This is a genomic window from Paenibacillus sp. J22R3 (assembly GCF_056269305.1).
In genome coordinates this window covers 407,001-421,791 of sequence record NZ_JBWDNS010000002.1, presented here as the reverse complement: position 1 = coordinate 421,791, position 14,791 = coordinate 407,001, and the positions used below count along the sequence as shown (strand labels likewise).

Here is a 14,791-nt window from a genome sequence, read left to right as displayed (position 1 = left end):
TTTTGCTACTTCCTATCTTACTTTGGCTTTCGACATTTTTCAACCTTAATTTTACATTTTATTTCATCACTCGGATCTAATCCGAGCGCCCCTCCGCATCAACATCGGTTTCCATCTGCGCGTCTCGAAACAGCTCCAACCATCGCTCTGCCGAGTGCTGCCAAGTAAAATGCTGCTCCACCCGCTCCCGACTCTTTCGACCCATCTGCATACGCAGCTGATCATCGCGCAAGAGCTTCAACAAGCGTTCACGCATTTCATGAACCACATCATCCGGATTGACCAAATAACCGGTAACGCCATCCTCAATAATTTCTTTCATTCCGCCCGCCCGCGTCGCGACGACAGGCAAACCGCAGGACATCGCCTCCACGTTCACAAGGCCGAATGCCTCCCGCTTTCCAGATGGAACAACAGCGACATCCGCTGCGAGGAACCAGCTCGGCACTTCGGAATAAGGTACATAAGGCACAAACTGCACATGCCCCTTCAGCTTCCGACCAAGCTGCCGCAGCTGTTTCACATACGGAGTTGTACGTTTGGAACCATAGAACGCACCACCTACAATAACCAGAAGTGCTGAAGGATGCTCCTGCACAAGCTTTGGCATAAGCTTCAGCAAGTGGTGGACCCCTTTGATTGCAAGAAGTCTGCCCATAAACAAAATGACACTTCTGCCCGACCATCCGCGTTCATTTCGAAGTTGAGCCCTACGATAAGCCCCCATTATGGAGTACTGAGATTGAAAACGCTCCGTATCGACTCCGAGATAGACGACACGCAGCTTCTCGGCGCACTCCGGCACTCGAGCGGCAACGTCCTCTCTCAAATACTCGCTGTTCACGATAATGCGATCGGCAGCTCGGAAACTCTGAGTTAGGAGTGCACTGCTAATGGCCTGTTTACGGATAAAAGTCGAGGAATGCAGGTTCAGCCATATTTTGCTCTGCGGCCGCAGTCTTCTAAGCTTCAAAGCATAAAGAGGTCGATTCTCGATCTGCAGCAAATCCGGTTGGTGAGTCAGGATGGATTTTCCTACCCGCTTCAAATACAGCCTTTTATTATGAGCCGGGTAGCGAACCACGGATGCTCCGCCAAGCATCGTCCTATTCTCCAGCGTCCGGCTTGATCTCCCATAGATGTAAGCTTCCACTCGAGGAACAAGCAGCGGCACAAGCTTCTCAACTACCCGCTCCACGGAGCTGCTGCTCTGAGAAGGCAGTACATACGTACCCGGTGTCACAAATGCGATTTTGGCTCTAGCTCTGACCATGAACGAAGCCCGCCTCTCTTTCAACAGCTTGCTTCTCCTATCATATGTACAAGGTTCGCTTGCTGACTCCGACAGAGGCCCCATTCCACCGATTCCGCTGCATCCAACTTATTGGCGTCTGCTCCATACCTGCTGAAGCAGCATACACAATCCATAGGGTCCCAAATAAGCACCGCTCACCAGAAAAACCGGACTTAGCAGCACCTCATGCACCTGCGTCATAAATACGGTATCGTCAAGCAGTGTTCTCGCCACGCTGTTCGCTGCAATGCTGAAGAAGCCCAGATAGGCTAAGACTGCCAGCCCATCAATGATTTTACGAAGAGCTTCGTACTTGACCCGAAGCACTGCTAGAATTAAGCCTCCAATAATCGCTCCAATGAGCACTAACCCTGTCATACGATCACCTCATATGACAGTATTTGCATACCTACTCGCCCCTTAAACATGCTTCCGGTGAACTCTATTGATAAATGAGTCGCGATATGTCAAACTAGTCGGAGACCACCACGACGAACCCCCGTTTAATCCAGAGAGGACGTGAACTACCGGCATGACCAAATGGCTGCTCCGATCCATGACTGAGCTTAGCTCGCGCAAATGGATTTCGCGCATAACCGGTCGATTCGCCCAGTCGCCCGCTAGCCGGCGCTTTATTCCAAGATTCGCCCGTATGTACGGGATCGCTATAGAGGAAGCCGAGAAACAGCTGCATGAGTATTCTACGTTAAATGAGTTTTTCACAAGGCGCTTGAAGCCCGGCGCACGTGTAATTGATGCTGACCCAGCTGCGCTTGTCAGCCCGGTTGATGCACTTATTACAGGCTGCGGTCCGATAGAGCAAGGCACGATTCTTAACGTCAAGGGCCAAGATTACACCATCGAAGAGCTGCTCAACCGCTCTCCCCGTATGGAGAATTACAAGAATGGCTACTACATGGTGCTGTATCTCAGCCCAACCGATTATCACCGCATACATACGCCTATAGCTGGTACGATTGTAGAACGCGAGCATGTACTCGGCAAAGTCTATCCCGTCAACGATTTCGGCCTCCGGCATATGCGTCGCGTGCTGAGCCGCAACGAAAGGCTCATCACCTACATGCGTCATGCCAATGCAGAGACTGCTATCGTCAAGGTTGGCGCGATGAACGTCAGCAGTATCAAATATGTATTGCCCTTGCAGGAACGAATGGACAAAGGTGCCGATCTTGCCTACTTCGAGTTTGGCTCAACCGTCGTACTCTTGACTGAGGATGACAGCTTCTCTCCGCGTCCGGATATGAAGACAGGACTTAAAGTGCGCATGGGCGAGAAGCTCGGCACGCTTGCCGACACATAGAATATGGAAAAAGCTGTCCAAAAGTGTGACTCACTTTTGTGACAGCTTTTTTGATTCCGCGGATTCTAGCTCTAACGAACCACACAGGTCTTATTTGATTCAAAAAAGCTGATTTGAATTTCTAACGGATCCCACAGGTCTTATTTGGTGTCAACACGCCTATTTTCGTCTCCATTCCCCGCAATAGCGTCTCCACGGTTCGTTAGATTTTGGAAGAAGCTATTTTCGAGCAAATAAGACCCCCACGGTTCGTTAGCGTGTGAGACGGGTGCAAGTTGCGATGGAGGTGCATCGGGTGTACGCGGGGGCGATGGAGATGCGAAGTTCTCGGGGTACGCGAGGTGCTCCGGGTACGACGTGGTGCGCGAAGTGCGCGAAGTGCACGGATTGCGCGAGGTGCTCGATGCTCGAGGTGCTCGAGGTGCTCGAGGTGCTCGAGGTGCTCGAGGTGCACAGCGTGCGCACTTCGCACAGCGGTGCGCCGTTCAGCGCCTCCCCGCTCATTCCGCCCCTTCCCCCAACAACGACACCGCTATCGCTTCAATCCGCTCTGCTCCAGCAGCAATCTGCTCCTCCGTCAAATGCGAGAAGCCGAACAGCGCCGTATGGAAAGGCATTTCGCCTTCCCATAACGAGTCACCTACAGACCAATGAACGCCAGCTGCTCCACACGCATCCTGAAGACGGACATAGCTCTCCGGATCGCCCCGCCACTCGGCATACACGTGAAGTCCTGCATCCGCAGGAACGAACCTGAACCACCTTGTCAGACGACTCTCGAATTGTTCACGAAAGACAAGCAGCCGCCGACCGATAACCCGCTTCATCCGCCGCAAGTGACGAGAATAACAGCCGCTCGTTATAAAATGCGCAAGTGCACGCTGCTCAACAAGAGCCGATGGATGCGGCTCCAGCAGCGCTTTTGCCAGGCGAAACGGCTCTGCTAACGACGCAGGCAGCACTACATAACCAAGGCGCAAATCGACGAACATCGTCTTCGAGAAGGTGCCCATATAGACGACGCGTTCATCATGATCGAGCGCCTTAAGCGGTTCTACCGGCCTGCCTCCCCAGCGCAGCTCGCTATCGTAGTCATCCTCGATAATGACGGCCCCTTGCCTCCCTGCCCATATAAGCAATTCCGCTCTTCGTTTCGCCGACAGCACCGCGCCGGTAGGATATTGTCGTGTCGGCGTCACGACGAGCAGCTTGGATGGCCAGTCCTGCGGCACGATGCCTTCGTCGTCAACGGCAGCTGCCAGAATCGAGCCGCCAGCAGCGGCGACCGCTCTGCGAATGCCGGTGAAGCATGGATTTTCCACCACCACCGGGAGCTCCGGACGCACGAGCAGCATAGACAACAGCGCGATCGCATGCATCGAGCCGTTCGTAATATAAATTTGCGAAGCATTCGCGCGAATTCCTCGCTCACGGCGCAAGCCCTTAGCAATCGCTTCTCTCAGAGGAAGGTAACCTTCCACCTCACTGCTGATAGCGGGAAACGCAGCCATCATCTCGCGAACCTCGGCATGCAGCGCCGCTTTCCACTCCTCCACCGGAAATTGCGACGAATCCACCTGCCCCAGCCGAAAACTGATCTCCTCCGCGCCACCAGCTCCCTGAAACGGATGATTCTCAACGGTCACAAACAGCTTCCTGGAAGAAGTAAGCTGCTCGGCCCAAGCCGACAATGTAACACGAGCACCGGCAATTGTCCCCGACTCCCTATCTTTTACAACACCAGAAGAAGCCGCGACAAACGTTCCGCTTCCGCCCTCAGCCCAGGCATACCCTTCCGCAATCAGCATGTCATAGGCTTGATTCACAGAGCCGCGCGACACGCCATACAATTCGGCTAGCTTCCTGCTGGAAGGCAAGCGAGCTCCTCCCGCCAGCGTGCCACTCATGATCCCTTCACGAAGTGCATGAAACAATGCCTCTGTCTTGCGTCCGAGTTCCTCGTAATACCGCTCAAAGGGAATGCGAAAATCCATATCCATAATGCACATTTGCCCCCATCTTTAGTGCTGCTGATAATTGGTCTATTAAAATTAGACTAAATTGGATCTTTTTAATTGTCAATAATCGCAGTATGCTCTTACCTATTAAGTCCGGCGTGCGGGCATTATTGGGATTAGCAATGGAGGGGGAGCAAAGATGCGCAGAAAAGAATTTGCGATGAACGAAGCAGAGAACCACGAGGAAATGGAGAGTTTTCTTCGGGAGATGAGCTTTGGGTTTCTGGGAACCGTTTCAGCAAACGGCGAGCCTAACATGACTCCGCTAAACTTCGTCTATGTAAACGGGAGCATCTATTTTCACGGAAGCAGAGCCGGGGAGAAAATGACACAATTAAAGGCTGACCAACGCGTTAGCTTCATGGCCGCCAAAGAATATGCGATCATTCCCTCGTATTTCACCGATCCGCTGATGGCTTGTCCGGCAACGGCTTTCTTCAAATCCGTCCGCGTGGATGGCTGCGCTGTCGTGGTCGATGATCCGAATGAGAAAGCAGAAGCTCTCGAAGCTCTCATGCGCAAGCTGCAGCCGGAAGGCGGCTACAAAACGATTGATGCCAGCGACCCCGACTACATCTCGCGTCTGAAAGGCGTTGCCGTCGTACGGATCGATGCCGACCGGATGACAGGGAAATTCAAATTCGGACAGAACCTCAAGGAAGCTGAGAAAACAACGATTACAGAGCAGCTGGCTGAGCGCGATCTTCCGATGGACGCGGAGACAATCGCCATGATGCAGCGCTACTGCCCGCATGCGAAGGCCATCGGCGATTGAACGGGAAAGCGACGACAGCCTCTACAGCGCACAGCACAGCAGAACAAGGCAGCCACCCGGCTGCCTTGTTCTCATACCTACCCTTATTTCTTCTGTGCTGTTGAGCATTGAATCGTGGAGCGTTGTATCGATTTCCGAAGAACGTTTCGGAAGACCGCAGCGGCCACATTATTATAGTTGCTATAGAAGTCCGAGAGATCGTCATTATAGAACTGAACGACAAAGACTTTAAACACGGGAAATACAGATATAAGGCCGAACGTATTCCTAACTGCGACGAATTTGAACAGCCTATTCGTGCAAAATGCTCTGCGGAAGAGAATGGCGATGGCACGTGGAGTCAGGTTGCTCGTAATCGGCGTTACCGGCTTGCCTTGGCTGTCTCGCACCCTCACAAAGATCCGATAACTCCCTAAATTTCGGTTCAGCACGAGAAGCGTCGCAAGTGCTTTCGCTTTAAGCGTCCCTTTCACGCGCAGTGTAACCAGATAATTGCCGCTTGCCAATCTACGCAGGGGATCTACTTGTACAAGCGGATCATTCCCTACAGAATACTTGATTTCGTTAAAGTACGTGAATTCAGGCGCCGATAATGAAATATTGACTTTCTTAGCTATTTCGGCCATATTTTCGCCTCTCTCCGCTCCCTCAGACTATGTCGCATACTATATTATTGATCTCGAATTGCATCAGGAACTGCCTGTACCTATAACGAGCAAAAAAAAGAGCCTATCGGATTTCCGATGGGCTCTTCCCTGTATACTGCTTGAACTGCCTGCTGAAGAAGAATATATCGCGATACCCGAGCGCATCGGCGACTTCCGTCACATTCATGCCGGCATGCATGAGCAAATGCTGCGCCCGATCGATTCGTGTGCGAATCATGTAGTTCTGCACCGATGAACCGATCAGTTCCTTGAACTTGATCGAAAAATATCTCGGCGACAGCTGCGCACGCTGGGCCAAATCTTCCACTCGATGCGCGATCCCGGGGTTTTGCCGAATATAGTTGGCCACCTCATGGATGGCTTCAGTCAATTGATTGCTGACCTTCCGTTCTACAGGACCTTCCAGATCCTCACGCAGCAAGTAAATCATGAGCTGCTTCAGGATCAATTGCGCCTCTTCCTCTGCGGCGAAGGTCTTCACTAGAAACAAACGTACGTAACGGGACAACAGATGCTCGAAATCTACCGTCTCTGCGAGGATCCGATACGATTGCGGCACGACGCTGACAGTCTCGGATACGTCAAAATGAATATACGTCAGAACAAGCGGCTTCTGCGGATTATGAGTCGCACTCGTATAATCCCCAGGCTTAAATAGAAAGCAGCTCCCTTTACTAACCGAGAAAGGCACGCCGTTTAATTGAACTTCTCCGCTGCCGCTCCATACATAGAATAAGTCGTAATTCGCCAGCGGTTTTTCGCGCTTTTGCCACTTCCATCCCGGCTCGCAGACGATTTTGGCTAACGCGGGTTTTAATTGAAAAGATGTCGGCGCACAGTGCAGCATCTCAGCTTCCTCCGTTTGCAAAAACAATATCGTTGTCATCATACAATACTGCGATTCCTTTGCCAATATGGACACCATGCAAGAAGGACGACTCTCACGAAATAATTGTTGCAAAAAAGTGTTTGTAACATGGCCTTCCACTCCCAAACAGTGATATAATATCTCCTAAACGGTTTCCAATGGGGACCAAATGAGAATGAAACGCCGGAAGGATGAATGAAGTCGATGAACCCACTTGCCCAGCAATTGAACGCGACGATTGAGCGAGAGAATGGTCATGTATTCGCCATGTTGTCAACACTCGGTAAAGCTATTTATTTCCCGAAGGAAGGCATTTTGAGCCAATCTGCCGAAGCAAAAGCGAAGGCGAAGAAGTACAATGCAACAATTGGTATTGCCATTGAGAACGGCCAGCCTATGCATTTGAAGGTCATTCAAGACACGCTCTCCGCTTATAATCCGAAGGATCTCTATGAATATGCACCACCGGCAGGCAAGCCGGAGCTGCGCGCCGCATGGCGCAGCAAAATGCTGAAGGAGAACCCTTCGCTTGCCAATAAGAACTACGGCAACCCTGTCGTGACGAACGCACTGACGCATGGCCTCAGCATTGTAGCGGATCTGTTCGCAGATACAGGGGACGCCGTTATTATTCCGAACAAGAACTGGGAAAATTACGAGCTGACCTTCGGCATTCGCCGCGGCGCCGAGATCGTCCAATATCCGCTGTACAACAACGAGAACCGCTTCAACAGCGACGGACTCCGCGAAGCATTGCTTGCTCAGAAGAGCAAAGGCAAAGCGATCGTCGTGCTCAACTTCCCGAACAACCCAACGGGTTACACACCGGGCGCGCAAGAAGGCGCTGAAATCGTTGCTGCAATCCGCGATGCGGCAGAAGCCGGCATCAACGTTGTAGTCGTTACCGACGATGCATACTTCGGTCTGTTCTTCGAAGGTTCGATGCATGAATCACTGTTTGGCCAATTGTCCGATCTACACCCTCGCGTGCTGCCGATCAAAGTCGACGGCGCGACGAAGGAAGAATACGTATGGGGCTTCCGCGTAGGGTTCATTACGTATGCAGGTGCTTCCGATGCCGTACTTGCTGCGCTTGAGCAGAAGACACTCGGCATTATCCGTGCGACAATTTCGAGCGGCCCGCATCCGTCCCAAACCTTCGTGCTTCACGCGCTGCAATCGAAGGACTTCGAACCCCAGAAGGAAGAGAAGTACGCGATTATGAAAGGTCGCGCCAATCGAGTGAAAGAACTACTCGACAGCGGCCGCTACGGCGATGTTTGGTCCTACTATCCGTTCAACTCCGGCTACTTCATGTGCCTCAAGCTGAACAATGTGGAAGCTGAAACCGTCCGTAAACGTCTGCTCGACACCTACGAAATCGGTACAATCGCACTTGGCGAAACCGACCTTCGCGTAGCCTTCTCTTGCATTGAAGAAGAGAACCTCGAAGAGCTGTTCGATACCATCTACAAAGCCGTTCAAGATGTCGCGGTTGCCAGCAAATAACTAGCAGCTCCTGCTTTCAATAAGCAAGAAGGGCAATGAGAGAAGGTCATGTTAACGACCTTTCCTCATTGCCCTTTTTTGCATGTCGCCGCCAGCCGCTTTAAGCATACCTCTTCGATGACGCCAATCGGACCTCTTTATCCAGGATTTCATGATCCACGAATCCTTCATCGTCGATAACACTGTTGCACATCACAATACTGTCGCGGACGACCGCACCTTTACGTACATGAACCCCTTCGAACAAGATGCTGTTTATTACAGTGCCCTCAATGATACAGCCATTGGCGATGATCGAATTGCTTGCCCTTGAGCCTTCGACATAACGTGCAGGCGGCTCGTCATTAAGCTTCGTTATGATACTCCCCTGTTGAGCAAACAGACCTCTTCGAATGCCGGGACGCAGCAGCTGCATGCTGTTCTCATAATAGCTGGCCAGCGTATTGACCACACCTAGGCAGCCTTCATGTATATAGCTCTGAATATGCAGCTGGTCGACCCCGCCCATGATGGCATGCTCCACGAGATGATCCTGCCCTTGCGCCAAGGAAGTATCGACCAAATCGAGCAGCAGCTCCTTACGCATGATGTACATTTCCATAGAAATCAGATCATGGTCCGCTTCATCGGACATCGGTGCAATGGAGGTGATACGGCCGCCTGCATCGGTCTTGACCTTCCGTGCTTTTCCGCCCAAGAGGTTGTTCGACTGCTTGCAAATGACCGTAATATCCGCCCCGCTTGCCTGATGTGCAGCCAATACAGGCTTAAAATCAACGTTACAGATCATATAACCGCGTGTAATTAAAACATATTCGCAGGAATGATGCTTAAAGTAGTCCTGATTCTCATAGAAATGATACAGATCACCACGGTTCGTTTCATGCGCATGTTCCATAATATTAGGCGGAATAATGGATAACCCGCTTTCAGGGTGCTCAAGATCCCAGTGTTTACCCGAATCAAGATGATCCATCAGGCCGCGATATTTCGTATGCGCGAAAATGCCAACCTTCGTAATGCCGGAATTCGCCATACTCGATAGTACAAAATCAATCAGCCGATATTGGCCGCCGAAAGGAACAGACGCTAAGCAACGATTCGCCGTAAGAGACCCCATTTCATCCGGTGCATGGATGAGATTGATTATGCCGAGAATATTTGCTTGCACAGCTGCTCTACCTCCGTCATGGATTGATTCACAACCGTAACCTCACTGAATTCAGGACCGCCTATCGAAGCACCATCGGGAATAACGGTTCCCTCTGCGATAATTGCTTTATAAATGCTGACTCCCTTGCCTATCTGCACGCCGGGCATAATAACCGAATCCTGAATTCGGCTGTCTCGCCCCACCTGAACGTCACAGAAGAGTACGGAACCGACCACTGTTCCTTCCACAGTGCAGCCTTCCGTAACGAGCGAATTCGAAATCTTTGCCCCAGCTGCCGCAAAATGTGCCGGACGATTCGGCTGAACCGAATAGATTGGCCAATTATAATCGTTCAATTCAAGTGATGGTGTCTTCGCTAACAGATCCATGTTCGCTTCCCATAAGCTCTCAAGTGTGCCGACATCCTTCCAATACCCGTCAAACGTATAGGAATCCAGCTTCATCCCATCATCGAGCATGGCCGGGATAATGTCTTTACCGAAATCATTACCCGAAAGTTCATTAGCTTCATCACGAATCAAGTATTTCTTAAGGGCTGACCACTTGAATATATAAACGCCCATCGAGGCAAGGTTGCTCGTAGGGACTTTCGGCTTCTCTACGAAGGAAGTAATGGCCCCTGAATCGTCGACATGCATAATGCCAAACCGGCTTGCTTCTTTCAGGTCTACTTGGAGACATGCGATGGTAACGTCAGCGCCGCGCGCCTCATGCTGCTCCAGCATCCGGTTGTAATCCATTTTATAGATGTGATCGCCGGAGATAACAAGTACATATTCAGGCTCATACTGTTCGATAAATCCGATATTTTGATAGATGGCATTTGCCGTGCCTTTATACCATTTGCCGCCTTTTTGTTTCATATAAGGAGGAAGAATAGACATGCCGCCATCGCGTCTATCAAGCCCCCATGGGCTGCCGTTGCCCAAATAACCATTCAATACAAGAGGCTGATATTGCGTCAGCACACCCACCGTGTCAATGCCGGAATGTACACAGTTGCTTAACGTGAAGTCAATGATTCTATACTTCCCTCCGAAATGAACTGCAGGCTTCGCCAACTCCTGTGTAAGTACGCCTAATCGCTTTCCTTCGCCTCCAGCAAGAAGCATAGCAACCATTCTTTTTTTGCTCATCAACAACATCTTCTCCTTCTCTAATCAAGCTTACGTTCCAAACAATATAGCTTTATTTACATATACAATTTTCCATATATTTGAAAACAGAAAATTGCATTACAATCCGGCTTTAAATTATTAAACTAGGTCTAATTGGTTATCTGCTAGGTTTGAGAACAGCTCTCAATTCGTTATTCAGTATACCTTCCAGCCATAAACTTTGAATCCTACTTCCAGCATATTCGTGCCCTACGATTCGACAGTGCCCCTTCTCAGTGATGTCGAACAGCACAAGTCGCCATTCTTGCAATGGATAAAATAATCTATGTACGATTGTATTATTTATTCTTTTCCGTCCATTTTTTCACAGAACGTCCATAAAAATTGTTGTTTCTTTTTCCCCCTGCATAAAACTGTCATTTTCCATAAAACCCCTGCAGGCACGTTCGTTGTCGAAAAGAATTTGCATAATCGCACCTCTATTTCGTTTGAATTTCCGGATGAAGCGCTGCCACAAATACTAGTCTCCTTTAAACGACGCTATATTGACGAATTGTCGTAATTTTTCATAGAAAAAGAAGCAACCTTAGTCCTATTGATAACGGACCAAGATTGCTTCCCAAATTATTCTAATCCTCATCTGGATCAAACACGAGTTTGCGCTTCACTCTTCCCGGCCGTAACGCCAAGACGTAGAGCAGCGACAACGCAAGTGAGGTTAACGCCTGTACCACGAGCCCTTGTGAAGGCAGCAGTACGATCTGCGGAAGCCAGATGATAATGGCGCACAAGAGCGCAGCCATACGATCGACGCGCACTACTGCATCATAACGAGTCTGCTCCGGTAGCGGGTAGACATGCCGCCAGACCGAATGCCGGTGCGCCTGCGTGAGCGCGCTCAACTGAACCCCGCTCAACCAGACGAACAGAATGCAGACGCCGGCCGATCCCCAGCCTGACCACAGGCCGGAATAGGCAGACAAGATGCCTGTGAATACACCAAGTCCTGTTAAGCGCAGCAATATGCCGCCAAGCTCGGTACGGATCAGTGTAAATGTATAGAGATAAACAAAGGCATGTTCCCTGCGGTACCGAATCCGCCTTGCAATCCAGGACGCATAAGGCCGTGACTTGACCGCTGCCGATTCTGTCGGCACATCCGTGAAAGCCCCGAAGAAAACATCATACCTCCGCCGAGTGCGTTTCTCTTCCTCAATGAGCAGCAGCCATGGAATCGGATAACGCGGCATGCGCAAGTACAGAAGTCCGAAGAGACAACCGATAACTGCGAGATAAATCGCCGTCTTCCATATCTCGGTATGCAGCAGCGCCGCGACGCCTACCGCTGTGGCGGACCAGCGCAGCAGCCGAATGCTGCGCCTGCTTCCTGCATGAACAAGCTGGCGCTCGCGCCAAGCTGCCCCCATGTGCAGCAGCTTCAACAACAGCGCGGCAACTACGATTATGATGCTGCTTGTCTGACCATGCGCCGCAATGTAAAGCGGAATATAGATGCCGCACATCAACAGAACAGCAGCCATGATGCCCATGCCATTATAACGAAAGGAACGTCTTAGATAAGACGGCAGCTGCGCTTCACGCGGTACCAGAAACACCACATCTGCCTCACGCAGCCATGTCCGCAAGGGACTCCAGCATACGAACGGCGTCAGCACGACTACGCCAACAATCGTTATCGGGAAGGTAGCCGGCATATTACGCAGCAGCATTCCGTACCCGGCTAACCCGGCCAGCAGCAGCATGATCGTTACACCCGGCAGTCCACTCTGAACAATATAGCGAAAATAAGGCAATGCTCCGCGCCAGAACGTGCTTGAGCGCGTACGCCACAACGAATCAACCGATCGCTCCATTTGCCCCTCCACCTGCCACGAGACGGTAAAAGGCTTCTTCCAGCGAACCGGCTCTGCTCTCACGCGGCATCCCGGCTGCCTCGCACACATCCTGCAGCGTGCCTTGTGCAACAACAGCGCCTTGATGCAGCACGATAAACCGGCTGCAATACGATTCTACCGTCGATAAGATATGGGAGCTCATAAACACAGAGGAGCCCTCCTTCGTTACCTCGACCAGTTTATCGAGCAACGAACGAATGCCGAGCGGATCGAGGCCAAGGAACGGCTCGTCAATGACATATAGCGCAGGCCTCGCGAGCAGCGCATTCATGATCATGACCTTCTGCCGCATTCCTTTGGATAAGTGAGCCGCGAAAGCACTTCGCTTCGGCGTCATATAGAACTCATCCAGCAAGTTCTCCGTTCGCTGCTTATACAAGGTTTCTTCCACATTGTAGGCCATGCCCGTCAATGCCAAATGCTCCTCAACCGTCAGCTCATCGAAGAGCAGCGGCGACTCCGGCACATAAGCCAGCGAGCTGCGATACGCCTCGGAATTCTCTGCCAGCGTATGACCGCTAATGCGAATCTCCCCGCTGTGCGGCTGCATCAGACCGAGAATATGCTTGATGGCCGTGCTTTTGCCTGCACCGTTCAGCCCGATGAGTCCAACCATTTCACCCGCACCCACTTCGAATGACAAGTCGTGGAGCACCGGCCTGCGGGGGCTGTATCCGCCTGTTAACCCTTTTACCTCTAAGACTGGCTTCATCGCAATCACCTCTACATTCTCACCCTGATACTACCAAATTTCCGGCAAAATGAAAAATCGCAAGCAAAAAGGCCCCATGCCTGCAGCGATGCAGGTCATGGAGCCCTCTAAGAGCTCGAATATTATAGTACTTTGATGGAATAAACGAGGTTATTAAGGACAGTTAGTTCAACCGCATGACCGGCTACCAGCAATGCTGCGTTGCCAACGATCGCTACGTCAGGAGCCGTGTTAAACACATACGCTTGCGTAGTGCCGTTCTCTGTGCGCGTGATCGAAATCGTTGCGATTTTACCTTGCGCATTCAAGGAATAGGAGTTGAACAAGCCAACTTGAGTTGTAACGGCAGGCTGCTCAGAAGCCAGCTTCGTCACTTCGATGAACACGACTTTGTTTTGGTACGTACGAACAAGAACTTCGTCGCCGGCTTTCAGTGCCGATACCGCAACCTTCACGTTATTACGGAAAATGAAGACGTTCGGGTCAAGCGCAAGCGCCACTTCGGTGTTGTTTGGTTTCACGACTACGATTGCGTTGCTTGCAGGATCCGCTTTCAGCTTACCTGTGATCGCTTGAGCGTCTTGATCCGGAAGCTGCTCATCCGTACGGTCAAGCAGAGCCGCAAGCTCAGCGCGAGTGACTTGTTGGTTCGGACGGAACGAGTTGTCCTCGTAGCCTTTGATTAGGCCTTTCTCGATCGCTACTGCAACGTAACCAACAGATCCCGCAGGGATTTTATCCGCGTCGCGGAACGTCAGGTTGGAGTTCACTTTCGCTTTCGCTTCTGCTTCCAGGCCCAATGCTTTCACAAGCAAAGTTGCCGCGAACAAACGAGTTGCCGGCTTGTCCGGTTGAATCGCATCGTCTGTTTCGCTGAACAAGTCTTTCTCAAGCGCTACAGCCACGTAGCCGACTGCCCATGGGTATTTTTTGGCAAGAACATCAGCGTCTTTGAAATGCAGCTTTGTGCTCATTTCAGCTTGCGATTCCGCTTGCTCTTTCAGACCCATCAAACGAACAGCCGCTACGATGGATTCGATGCGCGTAATCTTCTGCTGAGGCTTGAACGTGCCGTCATCGTAGCCGTTGAACACGCCTTTGGAAGCCAGACGAATGATGTACTCAAGCGCCCATTTCAGCTCTTTCTCATCCTTGAACTGAAGGTTGATGCCGTGTTTATCATTATCTTTCTTATCATCGTTCTTGTTATTGTTCTTTCCGTTGTTGCTTTGATGATTGCCTTTATCGTCATGTCCTTTGTCGTTACCGTGAGCAAAAGCGCTGCCTGCGCCACCTGCCAGGGTTAGTAACGCCACTGATGTAATTGCCGCCTTTTTCAAAATGGCTGTTTTCATGGTGCTGCCACTCTCCTCGCGAATGCGGTCCGTGCCGCTGTTTTTACTTTCGCTCATATCGTT

The 14,791-nt window shown here is 51.0% G+C and carries 13 protein-coding genes; 3 read left to right on the top strand and 10 right to left on the bottom strand.

Annotated elements, in window-relative coordinates; translation table 11 throughout:
* Nucleotides 1-76: 76 nt before the first annotated feature.
* Complete coding sequence (locus AC0YN4_RS10145) at nucleotides 77-1,273, bottom strand: glycosyltransferase family 4 protein (protein ID WP_475835728.1); 1,197 nt, start codon at nucleotides 1,271-1,273, stop codon at nucleotides 77-79.
* A 108-nt stretch (nucleotides 1,274-1,381) separates the two neighbouring features.
* On the bottom strand, nucleotides 1,382-1,672 hold the full coding sequence (locus AC0YN4_RS10140; protein ID WP_475781346.1) for a transposase: 291 nt from the start codon (nucleotides 1,670-1,672) through the stop codon (nucleotides 1,382-1,384).
* Nucleotides 1,673-1,826: 154 nt separating this feature from the next.
* Between AC0YN4_RS10140 and asd the strand changes: the two genes are divergently transcribed.
* Nucleotides 1,827-2,615 (top strand): archaetidylserine decarboxylase, encoded by a 789-nt coding sequence (asd, locus tag AC0YN4_RS10135; RefSeq protein WP_475835727.1) that lies wholly within the window; start codon nucleotides 1,827-1,829, stop codon nucleotides 2,613-2,615.
* Nucleotides 2,616-3,115: 500 nt separating this feature from the next.
* Here asd and pdxR read toward each other — a convergent pair whose 3' ends face one another.
* Nucleotides 3,116-4,615, bottom strand: coding sequence for a MocR-like pyridoxine biosynthesis transcription factor PdxR (pdxR, locus tag AC0YN4_RS10130; protein WP_475835726.1), 1,500 nt, complete (start codon nucleotides 4,613-4,615; stop codon nucleotides 3,116-3,118).
* 157 nt (nucleotides 4,616-4,772) lie between these two features.
* Here pdxR and AC0YN4_RS10125 point away from each other — a divergent pair, with 157 nt between their 5' ends.
* On the top strand, nucleotides 4,773-5,408 hold the full coding sequence (locus AC0YN4_RS10125) for a pyridoxamine 5'-phosphate oxidase family protein (protein ID WP_475835725.1): 636 nt from the start codon (nucleotides 4,773-4,775) through the stop codon (nucleotides 5,406-5,408).
* Between the two features lie 83 nt (nucleotides 5,409-5,491).
* Here the strand turns inward: AC0YN4_RS10125 and AC0YN4_RS10120 are convergent, their stop codons facing one another.
* Both AC0YN4_RS10120 and AC0YN4_RS10115 read right to left on the bottom strand, forming a co-directional pair.
* Nucleotides 5,492-6,034 carry a hypothetical protein gene (locus AC0YN4_RS10120; RefSeq protein ID WP_475835724.1) on the bottom strand — a complete coding sequence of 181 codons (543 nt, stop codon included), beginning with the start codon at nucleotides 6,032-6,034 and terminating at the stop codon, nucleotides 5,492-5,494.
* A gap of 103 nt (nucleotides 6,035-6,137) precedes the next feature.
* Nucleotides 6,138-6,923 carry a helix-turn-helix domain-containing protein gene (locus tag AC0YN4_RS10115; RefSeq protein WP_475781875.1) on the bottom strand — a complete coding sequence of 262 codons (786 nt, stop codon included), beginning with the start codon at nucleotides 6,921-6,923 and terminating at the stop codon, nucleotides 6,138-6,140.
* A 225-nt stretch (nucleotides 6,924-7,148) separates the two neighbouring features.
* Here AC0YN4_RS10115 and AC0YN4_RS10110 point away from each other — a divergent pair, with 225 nt between their 5' ends.
* Nucleotides 7,149-8,453, top strand: coding sequence for an aminotransferase class I/II-fold pyridoxal phosphate-dependent enzyme (locus AC0YN4_RS10110; RefSeq protein ID WP_475835723.1), 1,305 nt, complete (start codon nucleotides 7,149-7,151; stop codon nucleotides 8,451-8,453).
* A gap of 100 nt (nucleotides 8,454-8,553) precedes the next feature.
* Here the strand turns inward: AC0YN4_RS10110 and glgD are convergent, their stop codons facing one another.
* The 5 genes from glgD to AC0YN4_RS10085 all read right to left on the bottom strand — a co-directional run bounded on the left by glgD (nucleotide 8,554) and on the right by AC0YN4_RS10085 (nucleotide 14,785).
* Entirely contained in the window at nucleotides 8,554-9,624 is a 1,071-nt protein-coding gene (gene glgD / locus AC0YN4_RS10105) for a glucose-1-phosphate adenylyltransferase subunit GlgD (RefSeq protein ID WP_475781341.1), read from the bottom strand.
* The gene (locus tag AC0YN4_RS10100) at nucleotides 9,600-10,763 is read right to left on the bottom strand and encodes a glucose-1-phosphate adenylyltransferase (protein ID WP_475835722.1); all 1,164 of its coding nucleotides are present in this window, start codon (nucleotides 10,761-10,763) and stop codon (nucleotides 9,600-9,602) included. Before AC0YN4_RS10100 ends, glgD begins: the two co-directional genes overlap by 25 nt.
* A 611-nt stretch (nucleotides 10,764-11,374) precedes the next feature.
* Entirely contained in the window at nucleotides 11,375-12,619 is a 1,245-nt protein-coding gene (locus tag AC0YN4_RS10095) for an ABC transporter permease (RefSeq protein WP_475835721.1), read from the bottom strand.
* Nucleotides 12,603-13,379, bottom strand: coding sequence for an ABC transporter ATP-binding protein (locus AC0YN4_RS10090; RefSeq protein ID WP_475781874.1), 777 nt, complete (start codon nucleotides 13,377-13,379; stop codon nucleotides 12,603-12,605). Before AC0YN4_RS10090 ends, AC0YN4_RS10095 begins: the two co-directional genes overlap by 17 nt.
* 116 nt (nucleotides 13,380-13,495) lie before the next feature.
* On the bottom strand, nucleotides 13,496-14,785 hold the full coding sequence (locus AC0YN4_RS10085; RefSeq protein ID WP_475835720.1) for an S-layer homology domain-containing protein: 1,290 nt from the start codon (nucleotides 14,783-14,785) through the stop codon (nucleotides 13,496-13,498).
* Nucleotides 14,786-14,791: the final 6 nt, after the last annotated feature.